Source organism: Halopseudomonas sp. (assembly GCF_041579695.1).
In the GTDB taxonomy this organism is placed as follows: Bacteria; Pseudomonadota; Gammaproteobacteria; order Pseudomonadales; family Pseudomonadaceae; genus Halopseudomonas.
Genome location: NZ_JBFGFI010000031.1, coordinates 1 through 14,332 on the forward strand (window position 1 = coordinate 1; position 14,332 = coordinate 14,332).

At 60.1% G+C, this 14,332-nt stretch carries 13 protein-coding genes; 1 reads left to right on the forward strand and 12 read right to left on the reverse strand.

Features of this window, described 5'->3' with window-relative positions:
- The 12 genes from alaS to ABYA88_RS08475 all read right to left on the reverse strand — a co-directional run.
- Positions 1-1,935 (reverse strand): alanine--tRNA ligase (gene alaS / locus ABYA88_RS08420; protein WP_373186637.1); only part of this gene is annotated, 1,935 nt, incomplete at its 3' end.
- 125 nt (positions 1,936-2,060) lie between these two features.
- Complete coding sequence (locus ABYA88_RS08425; protein WP_373186639.1) at positions 2,061-2,603, reverse strand: glutathione peroxidase; 543 nt, start codon at positions 2,601-2,603, stop codon at positions 2,061-2,063.
- Between the two features lie 89 nt (positions 2,604-2,692).
- Positions 2,693-3,736, reverse strand: a complete 1,044-nt coding sequence (gene astA, locus ABYA88_RS08430) for an arginine N-succinyltransferase (protein ID WP_373186641.1) — start codon at positions 3,734-3,736, stop codon at positions 2,693-2,695.
- Position 3,737: 1 nt separating this feature from the next.
- The gene (locus ABYA88_RS08435) at positions 3,738-4,757 is read right to left on the reverse strand and encodes an arginine N-succinyltransferase (protein WP_373186642.1); all 1,020 of its coding nucleotides are present in this window, start codon (positions 4,755-4,757) and stop codon (positions 3,738-3,740) included.
- Between the two features lie 14 nt (positions 4,758-4,771).
- Positions 4,772-5,986, reverse strand: a complete 1,215-nt coding sequence (locus tag ABYA88_RS08440) for an aspartate aminotransferase family protein (RefSeq protein ID WP_373186643.1) — start codon at positions 5,984-5,986, stop codon at positions 4,772-4,774.
- Between the two features lie 95 nt (positions 5,987-6,081).
- Positions 6,082-7,071, reverse strand: a complete 990-nt coding sequence (locus ABYA88_RS08445; RefSeq protein ID WP_373186644.1) for a GlxA family transcriptional regulator — start codon at positions 7,069-7,071, stop codon at positions 6,082-6,084.
- Between the two features lie 184 nt (positions 7,072-7,255).
- Positions 7,256-8,440 carry an acetyl-CoA C-acyltransferase gene (locus tag ABYA88_RS08450; protein ID WP_373186646.1) on the reverse strand — a complete coding sequence of 395 codons (1,185 nt, stop codon included), beginning with the start codon at positions 8,438-8,440 and terminating at the stop codon, positions 7,256-7,258.
- Positions 8,441-8,623: 183 nt separating this feature from the next.
- Positions 8,624-9,454 (reverse strand): SDR family oxidoreductase, encoded by an 831-nt coding sequence (locus tag ABYA88_RS08455; protein WP_373186647.1) that lies wholly within the window; start codon positions 9,452-9,454, stop codon positions 8,624-8,626.
- A 178-nt stretch (positions 9,455-9,632) separates the two neighbouring features.
- A complete protein-coding gene (locus ABYA88_RS08460) occupies positions 9,633-10,292 on the reverse strand; it encodes a tRNA-uridine aminocarboxypropyltransferase (RefSeq protein WP_373186649.1) in 660 nt (219 codons plus the stop codon).
- A 163-nt stretch (positions 10,293-10,455) separates the two neighbouring features.
- On the reverse strand, positions 10,456-10,584 hold the full coding sequence (gene ccoM / locus ABYA88_RS08465) for a cytochrome c oxidase subunit CcoM (RefSeq protein WP_373186651.1): 129 nt from the start codon (positions 10,582-10,584) through the stop codon (positions 10,456-10,458).
- 120 nt (positions 10,585-10,704) lie between these two features.
- Entirely contained in the window at positions 10,705-10,896 is a 192-nt protein-coding gene (locus ABYA88_RS08470; RefSeq protein ID WP_373186652.1) for a hypothetical protein, read from the reverse strand.
- 39 nt (positions 10,897-10,935) lie between these two features.
- Entirely contained in the window at positions 10,936-11,184 is a 249-nt protein-coding gene (locus ABYA88_RS08475) for a hypothetical protein (RefSeq protein WP_373186653.1), read from the reverse strand.
- A gap of 305 nt (positions 11,185-11,489) precedes the next feature.
- Here ABYA88_RS08475 and rapA point away from each other — a divergent pair, with 305 nt between their 5' ends.
- Entirely contained in the window at positions 11,490-14,330 is a 2,841-nt protein-coding gene (gene rapA / locus ABYA88_RS08480) for an RNA polymerase-associated protein RapA (RefSeq protein ID WP_373186655.1), read from the forward strand.
- Positions 14,331-14,332 lie beyond the last annotated feature (2 nt).

The following is a 14,332-nucleotide window of genomic DNA, read 5'->3' on the forward strand; positions in this document are numbered from 1 at the left end:
GAACAGGGCCATCGCGCCTTTACCTTTAGCGGTCTCGATGTCGGTTACCTCTATAGCCACCGGCGTGTTCAGGCGGATCTGCTGGTTGACCATATCCTCCAGCTCGCGCAGTTGCTCGACGCTGATCGACTCGAAATGACTGAAGTCAAAGCGCAGACGCTGACTGTCGACCAGCGAGCCCTTTTGCTGGACATGCTCTCCGAGCACCTGGCGCAGAGCCGCGTGCAACAGATGGGTGGCCGAGTGATTGAGCTTGGTCGCCTGACGGATGTGATCGTCGACCACAGCACGCACCTTGTCACCCTTGCGCAGTTCGCCCCGGACAACCACACCGTGATGCAAATGTGCCGAACCGCTCTTGGTCGTGTCGCGAACATCGAAGCGCAAGCCGCTCTCCACCACCTCGAAATAACCGGTGTCACCCACCTGGCCACCCGATTCGGCATAGAAAGGGGTCTTGTCGATTACGACAACACCGTTCTCCCCATCGCGCAGCCAGTCCACTTCCTGACCTTCGCGGAACAACGCTACCACCTGACCTTCACCGACAGTGCCGTCGTAGCCCTGGAATTCGGTCTCCAGATCGATCTTGACCAGATTGTTGTAGTCCATGCCGAACTGGCTGGCGGAGCGCGCGCGCTCGCGCTGGGCCTGCATGGCGCGCTCGAAACCAGCTTCATCCAGCGTCAGGCCGCGCTCGCGGGCGATATCGCCGGTCAGGTCCATCGGGAACCCGTAGGTGTCGTATAGCTTGAACACCACCTCTCCGGGAATCTCGTTACCCTGCAGGGCCAGCAGATCCTGTTCGAGGATCTTCAGACCCTGCTCCAGGGTCTTGGCAAACTGCTCTTCCTCGGTCTTCAGGATCCGTTCGATATGCGCCTGGCGCGTCCTGAGCTCCGCAAAGGCATCGCCCATCTCGGCGACCAGCGCAGCGACGATCCGATGGAAGAACACGCCCTGGGCGCCCAGTTTGTTGCCGTGTCGGCAGGCCCGGCGAATGATACGGCGCAGCACGTAGCCGCGGCCTTCGTTGGAGGGCACGACGCCATCGGCAATCAGGAAACTGCAGGAGCGGATATGGTCGGCAACCACTTTCAGCGAGGCGTCGTCATCCCGTTCGCAACCAATCGCCTTGGCCGAGGCCTGTAGCAGATTCTGGAACAGGTCTATTTCATAATTGGAATGCACATGCTGCATGACTGCACTGATGCGCTCCAGGCCCATCCCGGTATCGACGCTGGGTGCCGGCAGCGGCTGCATCTCGCCATCGGCAGTGCGATTGAATTGCATGAATACGTTGTTCCAGATCTCGATGTAGCGGTCGCCGTCCTCTTCCGGACTGCCCGGCGGGCCGCCCCAGATCTCGGGGCCGTGATCGAAGAATATCTCGCTGCACGGCCCGCACGGACCGGTGTCGCCCATGGCCCAGAAGTTGTCGGAGGCATAGGGCGCGCCCTTGTTGTCACCGATGCGTACCATGTGTGCTGCGGGCACGCCGACTTCCTTTGTCCAGATGTCATAGGCTTCGTCATCGGTGGCATACACGGTGACCCAGAGCTTGTCCTTGGGCAGGTTCAGCCATTGTTCCGAGGTCAGGAACTCCCAGGCGAACAGGATTGCTTCGCGCTTGAAGTAGTCGCCGAAGCTGAAGTTGCCCAGCATCTCGAAAAAGGTATGGTGCCGCGCGGTGTAACCGACATTCTCGAGGTCATTGTGCTTGCCGCCGGCACGTACGCATTTCTGACTGCTCGTGGCGCGGGTGTAGGCACGCTTCTCCAGACCGAGGAAGCAGTCCTTGAACTGGTTCATCCCGGCATTGGTAAATAGCAGGGTCGGATCATTCTCCGGAATCAGCGAACTGGAGGCCACACGGGTGTGTCCCTTGTGTTCGAAAAATTGGAGGAAGGCTTCTCGAATCTCTGCGCTTTTCATAAATCCCCTACCAGAATCGGGTCAGCCTGCACTGGACGCGCGGGCGTGGTCAGGGCCGCATTATATAAGCATAGAGCGCCCACATGCATCATGCCCCGAGCCGATTATGACAAAGAGGGTACGCTTCAGAGCGCCAATTCAATGGCCTTCACGAGTGCAGGGTCATCGGGCGCCACCTGACTGGCGAAACTGCCGGTCACCCGGCCCTCGCGATCGATCAGATACTTGTGAAAATTCCAGGCAGGGGCCTCTCCGGCAGCCTCGGCCAACTGACGGTACACCGGGTGAGCGCCGGGGCCAGTCACCGTTTGCGGATCTGTCATGGCGAAAGTGACACCGTAATTGACGTAACAGACATCCGCCACTTTCTCCACCTCGGCAGCCTCCTGCCGGAAATCATTGGACGGCACCCCGAGCACAGCCAGCCCCTGGCCGCGGTATAGCTGGTAAATCGCCTCCAGCCCCTTGAACTGCGGCGTGAAGCCGCAAAAGCTCGCGGTATTGACTATCAGCAGCGGCTTGCCCGCATAGCGCTCGCACAGATCGATGGTGTCTTTGGATCGCAGTGCCGGCATTTCGTGCTGCAGGATAGCCGCGCAGTCAGCCAGAACGGACTGGCTTGCAACAATGCCGGAGAAAAGCAGACAAACAGCGGCGAGGTGACGCATGGGCACAGCTCCCTGGAGGAGGCGAGATTGTCTGCTGAGTATAGGAATCCCTCTACAGCAGGCCAAGCGCACTCATGTAAGCCCGTGTGTCATCTGGCATAGGGTTGCGCGCCGGCAACGTGCCCGTTGCGCAACGCGACCGCCCGGACCGGCGTACCGGAACGCAGCCCCAGGCGTTCGGCACTCGCGCGCGAGACGACCAGTGTGCCAGCTGCCATGCGTGCCGGCGCGCTGACCATCCGGCAGTCGAATCGCCCGCGGTTGTGTATCAGGAAGGGCTCGGCGTCATCCCCGGGTGTGCCGATGGCCAGCAACAACACCCGGCTCTCGCTGACCGAACGGATTTGCGCCAGTGGCGCCTCAAGAGTTGCGCCGCCATCGAAGATGTCGATATAGCCCTGATAGGTCATGCTCTCCTCTTGCGCAATCGCCAGTCCCGCTTCGGAATCAGGGTGCACCTTGCCTATAGCGTCTCGCGCTGCCTCGCTGAGAAAACAGGCATAAAGGGGGAACTTGGGCATCATTTCGGCAATAAAGGCCTTGTTACCCATGCCCGTCAGATAGTCGGCGCGGGCGAAGTCCATGCGAAAAAAATGCTGACCAAGGCTGTCCCAGAACGGCGAGCGTCCACTGCTGTCCGAGCGCCCGCGCATTTCCACGATCACCCTGGAAGAAAAAGATGCGACGAACTCGGCCATGAACAGAAAGCGCGCCTTGGAAATCAGGCGCGCCGTATCGCTTTGCCGGTATTGCTCGGGCAGGTACAGGGAACACAGCGCGGTGGAACCCGTCAGATCGTTGACCAGAAAAAGCGTCGGCTGCTGCCGGTAGACATTCAGCTCGCGGCTGGCTGCTACCGTCAGCCCCATCCGGTAGCTGTACCAGGGCTCGCGCATACCCGCCGACCCCAGCATGCCGCTGGTACCGACGACCTGCCCTGTCTCGTTTTCCAGCACGAAAAGATAGTCGCTGTCAGCCAGATCGACCTGCCCCAGAAAGCTCTGTTCCACATTCTGCAGGCGCCGCAGCAGACGCTCCTCGCTCGCCGGAAGGGTTGTCAGCCCCGCACCTGCGTTAACGGCAAGTTCCAGCAGGCTCTGGATGTCCGCGACCCGTGCAGCACGCACCAACATATCAGGCCTCCCTCGCCAGTCGCACAGTGTCACCGCTGGTAATGCCCAACAGATCGGCCGCAGCCTGATCCAGTATCAGCGGCTCATCCGCTGTTACTGACAGATTCATCACGCAGGCCCGAAAGTTTGCGATCTGCTGATTGGCCACCAGCCAGCTGGAATCACCTGCGGGCATCTGACCGATGTCAACAGTGGTAACTTGACTGCTGCGTACGGTATGCAGATCTGCGGTGCGGGCATGCACGACGGGGCCACCGTCGAAGATATCCACGTAATTATCCGTCTCGAACCCCTCGCGCATCAGCAGATCAAACACATCCTGTGCCGACGGGTGCACCTGGCCAATGACTTCCTGCGCCTCGTCGGAGAGCATCGGCACATAGATCGGATAGCCGGGCATCAGCTCCGCCAGGCAGCTGCGGCCGCGACTGCTGCCGATGCGCTCTGCTTCGCTGTAGCTGACCGCAAAGAAGTGCCTGCCCACCGCGTCCCAGAAAGGGGCGTTTCCCTGCTGATCACTCACGCCGACCACCTCAACCGATGTCGAATCGGCGAAACGCTGGGGGTGGCTTGCCATGAATAGCAGGCGGCCGCGGGCATTCAGCGCCATGGCATTCGAATGCTGATGGGCCTCCTCGATATGAAAACCCGAAAGCAGACTGTGTCCGGTCAGATCGTGACACAGGGAGAGAACGTGCATGCGGTTATGCAAGCCCAGTTGTCTGGAGACGTGCACAAACATCTCGTTGCGAAAGGTATAGAAAGGTTCACTGAAACCGGCTGAGGCGATCACACTGCTGCAACCGGCAAGCCTGCCGCTGGTCGTGTCCTCGATCACGAAGAAATAGCGTTCTTCACCACTGAAGCTGATCTCCTCGGTCATCGATGCCTCGGAAAGTTCGAGAATCTCACCCAGCCGGACGGCATCATCGGGCAAAGCGGTCACGCCAGCCGGGCTGGATGCAGCCAGCCGCTGGATTTCGGGTAGATCCGAGACTCTACTCAGGCGTTGAACCAGCATGGCGCTCTCCGCGGTTATCCGGTCAGCGAGGCCAACGCGGTGCGCAGGCGCTGCATGGCTTCGGCGATGTCAGCTTCGCTGATCACCAGGCTGGGTGCTATACGCATCACGTCGGGACCCGCCTGCAACACCAGAAGCCCCTCGCGCTGTGCCGCTTCCTGGATCTGCCGGGCCTGGCCACGCCAGGCATCGGCCAGTACCGCACCCAGTAGCAGACCCTTGCCGCGCACCTGGGAAAACACCGGAAACTCCTGCGCTATTGTAATGATGCCGTCGACCAGCAACTGGTTCCGGGCCTCGACCCCTTCGAGCACTTCCCGGGTATTGACGATATCCAGCACCCGCTCGGCGACCGCGCAGCCAAGGGGATTACCGCCGTAGGTACTACCATGGGTGCCGACGGCAAAATGCGCCGCGATCGCAGCGGTGGTCAGCATCGCGGCGATCGGAAAGCCGCCGCCCAGGCTCTTGGCGCTGGTAAGAATGTCCGGCACCACATCGCCGTGCATGTAGGCATACAGCTTGCCGCTGCGCCCCATGCCACTTTGCACCTCATCGAAAATAAGCAGTGCGTTGTGTTTGTCGCACAACTCGCGGGCGGCCTGCAGATAACCGGGCGAGGCCGGAATCACCCCGCCCTCCCCCTGGATCGGCTCGATGACCACCGCACAGGTACGTGCAGAGATCTTCTGCTCCAGCGCTTCCAGATCGTTATAGGGCACGTGACTGATGCCTTCCAGAGCCGGACCAAAACCCTGGGAATATTTCGGCTGACCGCCGACGCTGACGGTAAAAAGGGTACGACCATGGAAGCTGTTGGTACAGGCGATGATCTCGTGCTTGTCCGGGCCGACAGTTTCATGCGCCCAGCGGCGTGCCAGCTTGAATGCCGCCTCGTTGGCTTCAGCGCCGGAATTGGCGAAGAACACCTTGTCTGCAAAAGTCGCGTCCACCAGCTTGCTGGCCAGCCGCAGAGCCGGCTCATTGGTCAGTACATTCGACACGTGCCAGAGCTTGCCAGCCTGCTCAGTAAGCGCATCGATCAATGCCGGATGCGCATGACCCAGTACATTGACTGCAATACCACCGGCCAGGTCGACATATTCGCGGCCCTGCTGATCCCACAGGCGCGAGCCTTCCCCGCGCACAGGGATCATGTCAATCGGTGCGTAGTTGGGCACCATGACACGGTCGAAGTCCGCCCGGCCTACCTGCATTGCATCTGACATCCCCGTGTTCTCCTTTGCCCTGCGGGCCGTTGTACTGGATTCTTTACCATCCTGCTTTCAATCTGCTCTACCGCTTACAGCGGTTTGTCACACGCTCAGGCCTTGGCCGCCACATCCATCGCCTGTTGCGCACGGCGCTGATTACGATCCTCGCGCGGCGTGATGCCGAAACAATTGCGATAGGCGCTGGAAAAATGCGGTCCCGACGAAAAGCCGCAGGAGAGACCGATCTGGATAATCGACTTACTGGTCTGCAGCAGCATTTGCCGGGCGCGGTTGAGGCGCAATTCCAGATAGTACTGTGACGGTACGCTGTTGAGGTACTGCTTGAATATACGTTCGAGCTGGCGACGGGAAACACAGACATGGCGTGCAATCTCATCGGTGGTCAGCGGCTCCTCGATATTCGACTCCATCAGGATCACTGCCTGGGTCAACTTTGGATGCGTGCTGCCAAGACGATTGCGCAGCGGCACACGCTGCCGCTCGCTGCCGTCGCGCAAGCGCTCTACCACGAGATCCTCGGCAACCATTGCGGCCAGGTCGGGATCGCGCTCCTCGGCGAGCAGAGCGAGAAAAAGATCCAGCGTGGCCTGGCCGCCGCTACTGCTAAGCCGTCCCCGATCCTGTGCAAACAGCTCGCTGCCCGCTTTCACCGCCGGAAAGCGCTCGCGGAAGTCATCAATCATCCGCCAATGCACCGCACACAGATGGCCGTCGAGCAAACCGCTCATCGCCAGTGGATAAACGCCGCCCTCAAGCGCGCCAATCGTGTACCCGTCACGTGCCCGATTCCGACAATGGTGGGCCAGGCCGACAGGGATTGTGCTCGGTAACGCCATGCCATCGGCTACCAGCCAGATATGGGCGTGACCGGACTGCTCGCCGTTCCATTGCGCCGCTGGCAGTCGCCAGCCCTCGGGGCTGAGCAGCGGCTGATCGTCCAGGGTGTAACATTCGGCCCGGTACAGTTCTGCTTCTGCCATTCTGTTGGCCGACCGCAACACTGCCAGGGCCGGCATCACCGTTGCCGGATGAGTGCCCGGCCACAGCACAAAGGCTACTCGACGCAGCTCATCCGCCATGCATTGACCCGCGCTCGCCATGCGACCTGCACATGTCCCGTTTCAGCCCTGTTATGCAAAAACCTATTGTGCCACAAGCACCTGGCGCCTGGCATCGGTCAGGGAAATCCAGGCATAAAAAAGGGATGCAGCGCCTGAACGCTGCATCCCTTCTACCGGCTGCGAGAAGCCGGGGCCGCGAAACTTACTTGTAGACTTCGAACAGGCCGGTGGCGCCCATGCCGCCACCCACGCACATGGTAACGATGCCGTAGCGCAGATTGCGGCGCTGCAGCTCGCGGATCAGATGACCCACCTGACGCGAACCGGTCATGCCAAAGGGATGACCAATGGAGATCGAGCCGCCGTTAACATTGTACTTCTCGTTATCGATACCCAGGTGATCGCGGGCATACAGGCACTGTGAGGCGAACGCTTCGTTCAGTTCCCACAGGTCAATATCCTCAACCTTCAGGCCACGCGCTTCGAGCATTTTAGGCACCGAATATATCGGGCCGATGCCCATCTCGTCCGGCTGGCAACCGGCAACGGTGAACCCGCGGAAATACGCCTTGGGCTTGAGACCCAGCTCCAGCGCTTTTTCCAGGCTCATCACTAGGGTCATCGAGGCGCCGTCAGACAGCTGCGAAGCGTTACCTGCCGTGACAGAACCGTCTTCGGCAAACACCGGCTTCAAGCTGTTCAGCCCTTCCAGGGTAGTCTCGGGACGGTTGCACTCGTCACGATCGACCACGCCATCGACGATGCTGATCTCGCCTGTGGTCTTGTCCTGGACCTGATACTTGACCGGCATCGGCACGATCTCGTCATTGAACAGCCCTTCGGACTGCGCCCGCGCAGTGCGCTGCTGGCTCTGCAGCGCGTAGGCATCCTGGCTTTCACGGCTGACGTTGTAACGACGCGCGACGACCTCGGCGGTCTGGCCCATCGGGTAATAGATGCCGGGCAACTCTTCTTCCAGACGCGGGTTATAGAGGTGATCGGTGTTGCGGCTCTTGGCCGTCAGGGTGATCGACTCGACACCACCGGCGACAATCGCATCGGAGCAGCCGGAGGCGATCTGGTTTGCTGCGATCGCGATGGACTGCAGACCTGAAGAGCAGAAACGATTCAGGGTCATGCCCGCGGCGTTGATACCCAGACCGGACAATACCGCCACGTTACGGCCAATGTTGTAGCCCTGTGCGCCTTCGTTGGATCCAGCGCCGACGATGCAGTCATCCACCAGCAGCGGATCGATACCGGTGCGCTCGAGCAGCGCATTGACGCAATGGGCAGCCATGTCATCGGGACGGGTGATGTTGAACTTGCCACGGAAGGACTTGGCCAGGCCGGTGCGGACGCTGTCTACGATAACCACTTCACGCATCTTGATACCTCGATTGAGTTTGACAGTTCGGAGTAACTGATTCAGGACAATAATTGGGGAACAGCAATGGCAATCCCTTCGAACGGGGACTTTAGCAGGGCACGGAGATTAAAACCCGCACGGCAGTGCGGGTAGCATTATCATTATGCGTGATATGCGAACATGCAGCAGAGTGTTTGACACTCAGCTTGCCTCAGGCTCCATCTTCTTGACTGCAAGGCGAATCATTTCATCATAGATCACCTGCGGATTAGCCTGTTTGGCGGCCCACGCGGCCCGTCCTGCCTCATGGGGCAGAATCATGAAAGTATCCGCCTTGCTCTCGGTGAATACAAAGTCCGCAATGTCTGCCGCGCTGATCGGCGAGCTCTCCAGCAACCTGGCCACCTGTTCCTTTGCGGCCTGATCCGGTCCGCGGAACGAATCGAGCAGGTTGGTCTGGAAAAATGACGGGCAGACTACATTGACCTTGAGCCCCAGAGGTTGCAGCTCGGCCATCAGGCTTTCGGAAAGCGCCACAACCCCGGCCTTGGCTACGTTGTAGTTGCTCATGCCGGGTGCCTGCATCAGCGCTGCCATGGAACCAATGTTGATAATCCGGCCCTGGCGCTGCTTCATCAGCATCGGCATGAACGCCTTGCAGCCCTTGACGACACCCATCAGGTTGATACTGATCTGCCAGTCCCAGTCTTCCAGCGTGAGATCCCAGAAGAAACCACCGGAAGCGACGCCGGCATTGTTGATCAGCACATCAATGCCACCCATGCGCTCCTCACAGCTTTGCGCCAGCGCAGCCAACTGGCTGAAGTCGCGTACGTCGCAGCGCTGCCAGAAGCCCTTACCGCCAGCCGCTTCGACCATCTCCAGCGTCTGTTTCAAGCCAGCTTCCTGGATGTCCGCCAATACCAGGCGGGCCCCTTCACGCGCATAGCGCAGCGCGAGCTCGCGGCCCAGGCCGCTGCCGGCTCCCGTCACAACCACGCGCTGCCCGCCGGTCTGCATGTTTGACTGCATGTTCACTACCTCTGCTCGCACGCCGATCAGAAAACCCGGAATGCATTTTTATTTTTGTCTCGACCCGGACTACATCACCAAGTCTAAACACAAGCGCCGCAGTCGATAGCAAAAACCGAGCATTATAAACCTTGCGAATAGCCGTCCGGCCTCCGCACTTTGTCGGGTAATGCACCCCTCAGGCATCAGCATCAGATGGCGCCGAGCGCCACAGATCAGCGCCTTGCGTGGAATGATTGCGCGCATAGCATTCCGGCCCCATGGCCTGGATCTGGCGCTCGATCAGCGCCTCGAAGGGCCGCAGAATCGCCGCATAATCCGCGCCAGGCTCAAGCAGATGCAGTGCCTGTACGCCTGCCTCGATGGTAGACAGCGCGTTTGGCACGCCGGTCTTGCGCAGGCGGTAGCGACTGACCAGCCCGCCTGGCAAGCACACACGTGGCAATCGTTGCAGTACAGGATTGATGGCCATAATCTTGCGCGCCTTGCGCCACGTACCGTCGATCAGTACAAGACAGCGCGGGCGCTGGTCCCGCGCGCCTGCCGGCGCCAGCACAGGAGCATTCTCGCCTGGAAAAAGCAGCTCGGTGCGCCAGGCTGGATCAGTAATCTGCGCGTAGGCACAGGAGTCGAGAGGCAGGTGTTCTGCTACCACGATCTGCGCTCCGGCAAGCCCCGCGACGAGGAGCCGGCCGGTATTCAGGGCGTGCCCCTGTTCCTGCGGATGCTGGATTACCAGAATACGGGTGGTCGACTGCAGGGTCGGGATCAGGGCGCACAGGCAATGCCCCGGCGGGCGCAGGCATAGGACACAACGTGGTCTTCTGGAATCGGTCACATCAGCGAAATCACAGCGGAGTTGGCTGGATCCTACCTAGTACGAGCAGCGGACGAAAGAGCCGTTCGGCACAAAAAAGGCGGATCTCCGTGGAAGAATCCGCCAAAGGCCTTGCGAGCCATGCACCGTGTCGGAGCCGACCATGGGCCGGCCCCGGAAATATTCAGGGGACTTTGTGACCGCGCTTTTTCTTGTGACTATCACGCCAGATGAATACACCCACACCACCCAGGAATGCCACCATCAGGCCTACTGTCACTATCCCGGCAAGCACCACCTCGTCGATAAACATGAGTTCTCTCCTCTGATTGCCCATGATCGAAGAATACCCCTGCAATTAGTCAGGGTTATTGACACGGATCAATTTCGGAAAGGGTATTGCGCAAAGATGCAAAGAACTAACGGAGGGTGCTCAGGACTTGCGGGGCTTCTTTTTCTTTTTTGCCGGGCGAGCCACTTTGCCGGCTGGCTTGCCGGGCAGCGGAAAGACCTTTTCGAATTCGCTTCGCATTTTTTCCAGGCGGGCGTCATGGACCCGATGCAGGTGCTCTCGGCGTCTGGATTCGAAATCCACTACAGCGGGGTTGTCAGGGTCGTCAGTCACAGCCAGATTCCAGCGATTTTCGACCAGATTAGCATCGCTTCAGACCTGTATGTCAACCAACAGCCCCTTGGCGGGCAGGTCGGCCAGTTCCCGACGCTCGTTGACCGGCCTGCGACGTGCGCGATTTCGCCGACGATCCGGAAAATGCCCCTCGTCCCGCTGACGACGCTCGCCTGCGCGCTCCAGATGCTCGTGCACCGGCTCGGTCTGGCTGGTGGGCTGGACATTGCGCTTGGACTTTACCGGGTCCTGCTGCGCTCCGAGCACAGGAAGATTGGGTATGAGCATGGCTGCCTCGCTTGGCCTGTCTGCAACAAGCCGGTGCACTGATAAGCAGCGTTGGCGACAACCCGGTCGCCCCGATGCCAGTTATGGATTCGTCCCTGCTTCAGGCGGATTATTCGACCAAAGAGCAGCGACCCTATTGTATCGACCATAAAGACGCGTTCTTTATCCCCCGGATGTGTGATAGCGCGCACAATTGCGGATACCCGGCAAACCGGAGTTCCGGCGGCACAGCGGGTATCAGCGGTTTCTGCGCCGGACATGTTCAGTTAATATACTGGACTTTTCCGGATGGGCAGGAGAGCGGCATGACGGTATTTACCCCGGGGCAACGCTGGGTCAGTGACAGCGAATCAGAACTGGGACTCGGCACGCTGCTGTCACAGGACGAACGCTTGCTGGTGATTCTCTTTCCGGCGAGCGGAGAAACCCGACACTACGCGCTGCGCAACGCACCACTCACACGTGTGCGTTTCAGTCCCGGCGACACCATTACCCACCATGAAGGATGGGCACTGACGGTTTCCAGCGTGCGCGAGGAAGACGGCCTGCTGGTTTACAGCGGTCTGAAGGAAAACAACGAGGCTGCCGAATTTGCCGAGACCATGCTCGACAATTTCATCCAGTTTCGTCTGGCCAGTGACCGGCTGTTTGCCAGCCAGATAGATCCGCTGCCCTGGTTCAGCCTGCGTTACGAAAGCCTGCGCCACCACTGCCGCATTCAACGCTCACCCTTGCTCGGCCTCGCCGGCGTGCGCACGCAGCCGATCGAACACCAGTTGCATATCGCCCGCGACGTTGCCGACCGGATTGCGCCAAGGGTCCTGCTCGCCGACGAGGTCGGCCTGGGCAAGACCATCGAAGCGGGCCTGGTCATCCATCGCCAACTGCAGACCGGACGGGTCAAGCGCGTGTTGATTGTTGTGCCGGAGAACCTGCAGCATCAATGGCTGGTCGAAATGCAGCGACGGTTTAATCTGCGCTTCGCCCTGTTCAACATCGAACGCTGCCAGGGCGCCGAGGACAATCCGTTCGAAGAGGAGCAGCTGGCTCTGGTTGCGCTGGAGTTCCTGCTCGACAATCCCTTTGCACGGCAATGCCTGCAAGCCAGCGACTGGGACATGCTGGTGGTCGACGAGGCACACCACCTGGTATGGGACGAGGATGAACCGAGCCCAGAATACGAACTGGTCGAACAACTTGCAGGAAGAATTCCCAGCGTATTGCTGCTGACCGCCACCCCCGAGCAGCTCGGCCAGGCCAGCCACTTCGCCCGCCTGCGCCTGCTCGATCCGGATCGCTTCCACGATCTTGAAGCATTCCGGGAAGAGTCCTCCAGCTACCAGCCGGTGGCCGAGGCAGTGCAGACCCTGCTCAGCGAAAAGCCGCTGGCAAACCAGGAGCGCGAGGCTATCAGCCACTGGCTTGGCGGCAGCGCTGACGATTTGCTCGACCAGCTCAACGCGACCGACGATCAGGCCAGCGAAGCGCGCGAAAGCCTGGTGCGTCAATTACTCGACCGGCATGGCACAGGTCGGGTGCTCTACCGCAATACCCGGGCGGCTATCAGCGGCTTTCCCGAGCGCCAGCTGCATGCTCACGCGCTACCCTGCCCCGAACTCTATCTCGACCTGCAGGGCCGCAACGCGCTCTACCCGGAAACGGATTTCCAGACCGGTGTCGAAGCTACTCCTGCCCCCTGGTGGCAGGAGGATCCCCGCGTGGACTGGCTGATAGACACACTGAAAACCCTCAAGCGCAGCAAGGTGCTGGTAATTTGTGCCAACGCCGGCACCGCAATGGACCTGGACGATGCCCTGCGAGTTCGCAGTGGCATACCTGCTGCAGTATTTCATCAGGGCATGACCATCATCGAGCGCGACCGCGCGGCAGCTTTCTTTGCCGACGAGGAATTCGGCGCCCAGGTGTTGATTTGTTCTGAAATCGGCAGTGAGGGTCGTAATTTCCAGTTTGCCCATCACATGATCATGTTCGACCTACCGGCCCATCCCGATCTGCTCGAACAGCGTATTGGCCGCCTGGACCGGATCGGGCAACAGCAAACCATCCAGCTCCACGTACCCTATCTGCAGGATACCGCACAGGAGAGGCTGTTCGTCTGGTATCACCAGGCGCTCAATGCCTTTGAAGAAACCTGTCCGACCGGTAACGCCCTGCAGAATGAATTCGGCGCACGACTGCAACAGCAACTGGACAACCCCGCACCCGCCGACTGGACAGCCCTACTGGCGGAGGCGCGCAGTCGCCGCCTGGATCTGGAAGAAGAGCTGCATGCCGGACGCGATCGACTGCTGGAGATTCATTCGCGCGGCCACGGTGACGCGCGGAAGATGATCGAGGCGATCGAAACCCAGGACAACGACTTCCAGCTGGCCATATATATGGAGCGGCTGTTCGACGTTTTCGGCATCGACAGCGAAGACCATTCCGACAATGCGCTTATCCTGCGGCCGGGCGAGCGCATGCTGGATGCCGGATTCCCGCTGGGCGACGAAGAAGGCGTCACCATCACCTACGATCGCGAAACAGCCCTGACCCGTGAGGACATGCAGTTCATCACCTGGGAGCACCCCATGCTACAGGGAGGCATGGACCTGGTGCTGGCCGGCAGCATGGGCAACAGTGCCGTCGCGGTACTCAAAAACAAGGCGTTGAAACCCGGCACCCTGCTGCTGGAATGCCTGTTCGTAAGCGAGGCGATCGCACCGCGCGCATTGCAGCTGCAGCGCTATCTACCGCCCACCCCGGTGCGCTGTCTGCTCGACATCAGCGGTAACGACCTGGCCAGCAAGGTGGCGTTCGACACGCTGGATGCCCAGCTGGACAGCGTGCCCAGGCACCTGGCGACCAAGATTGCGAAAAGCCAGCGTGATGTCATTCAGGAGATGCTTAATAAGGCAGAAACGTTGGCCGAGGTTCACCACAACAAGCTGGTGGAAGAAGCCAGCCGCCGTTTCGGATTGGACCTGGATGAAGAAGTGCAACGTCTCGACGCTCTGGGCCAGGTAAACCCGCTGGTCCGACCGGATGAGATCGCCACACTCGAAAAGCACAAATCCGAGGGCTTGGCCCAACTACGCCAGGCGAAGATCCGCCTCGATGCCATACGCGTGCTGGTCGTCGGCTAAGC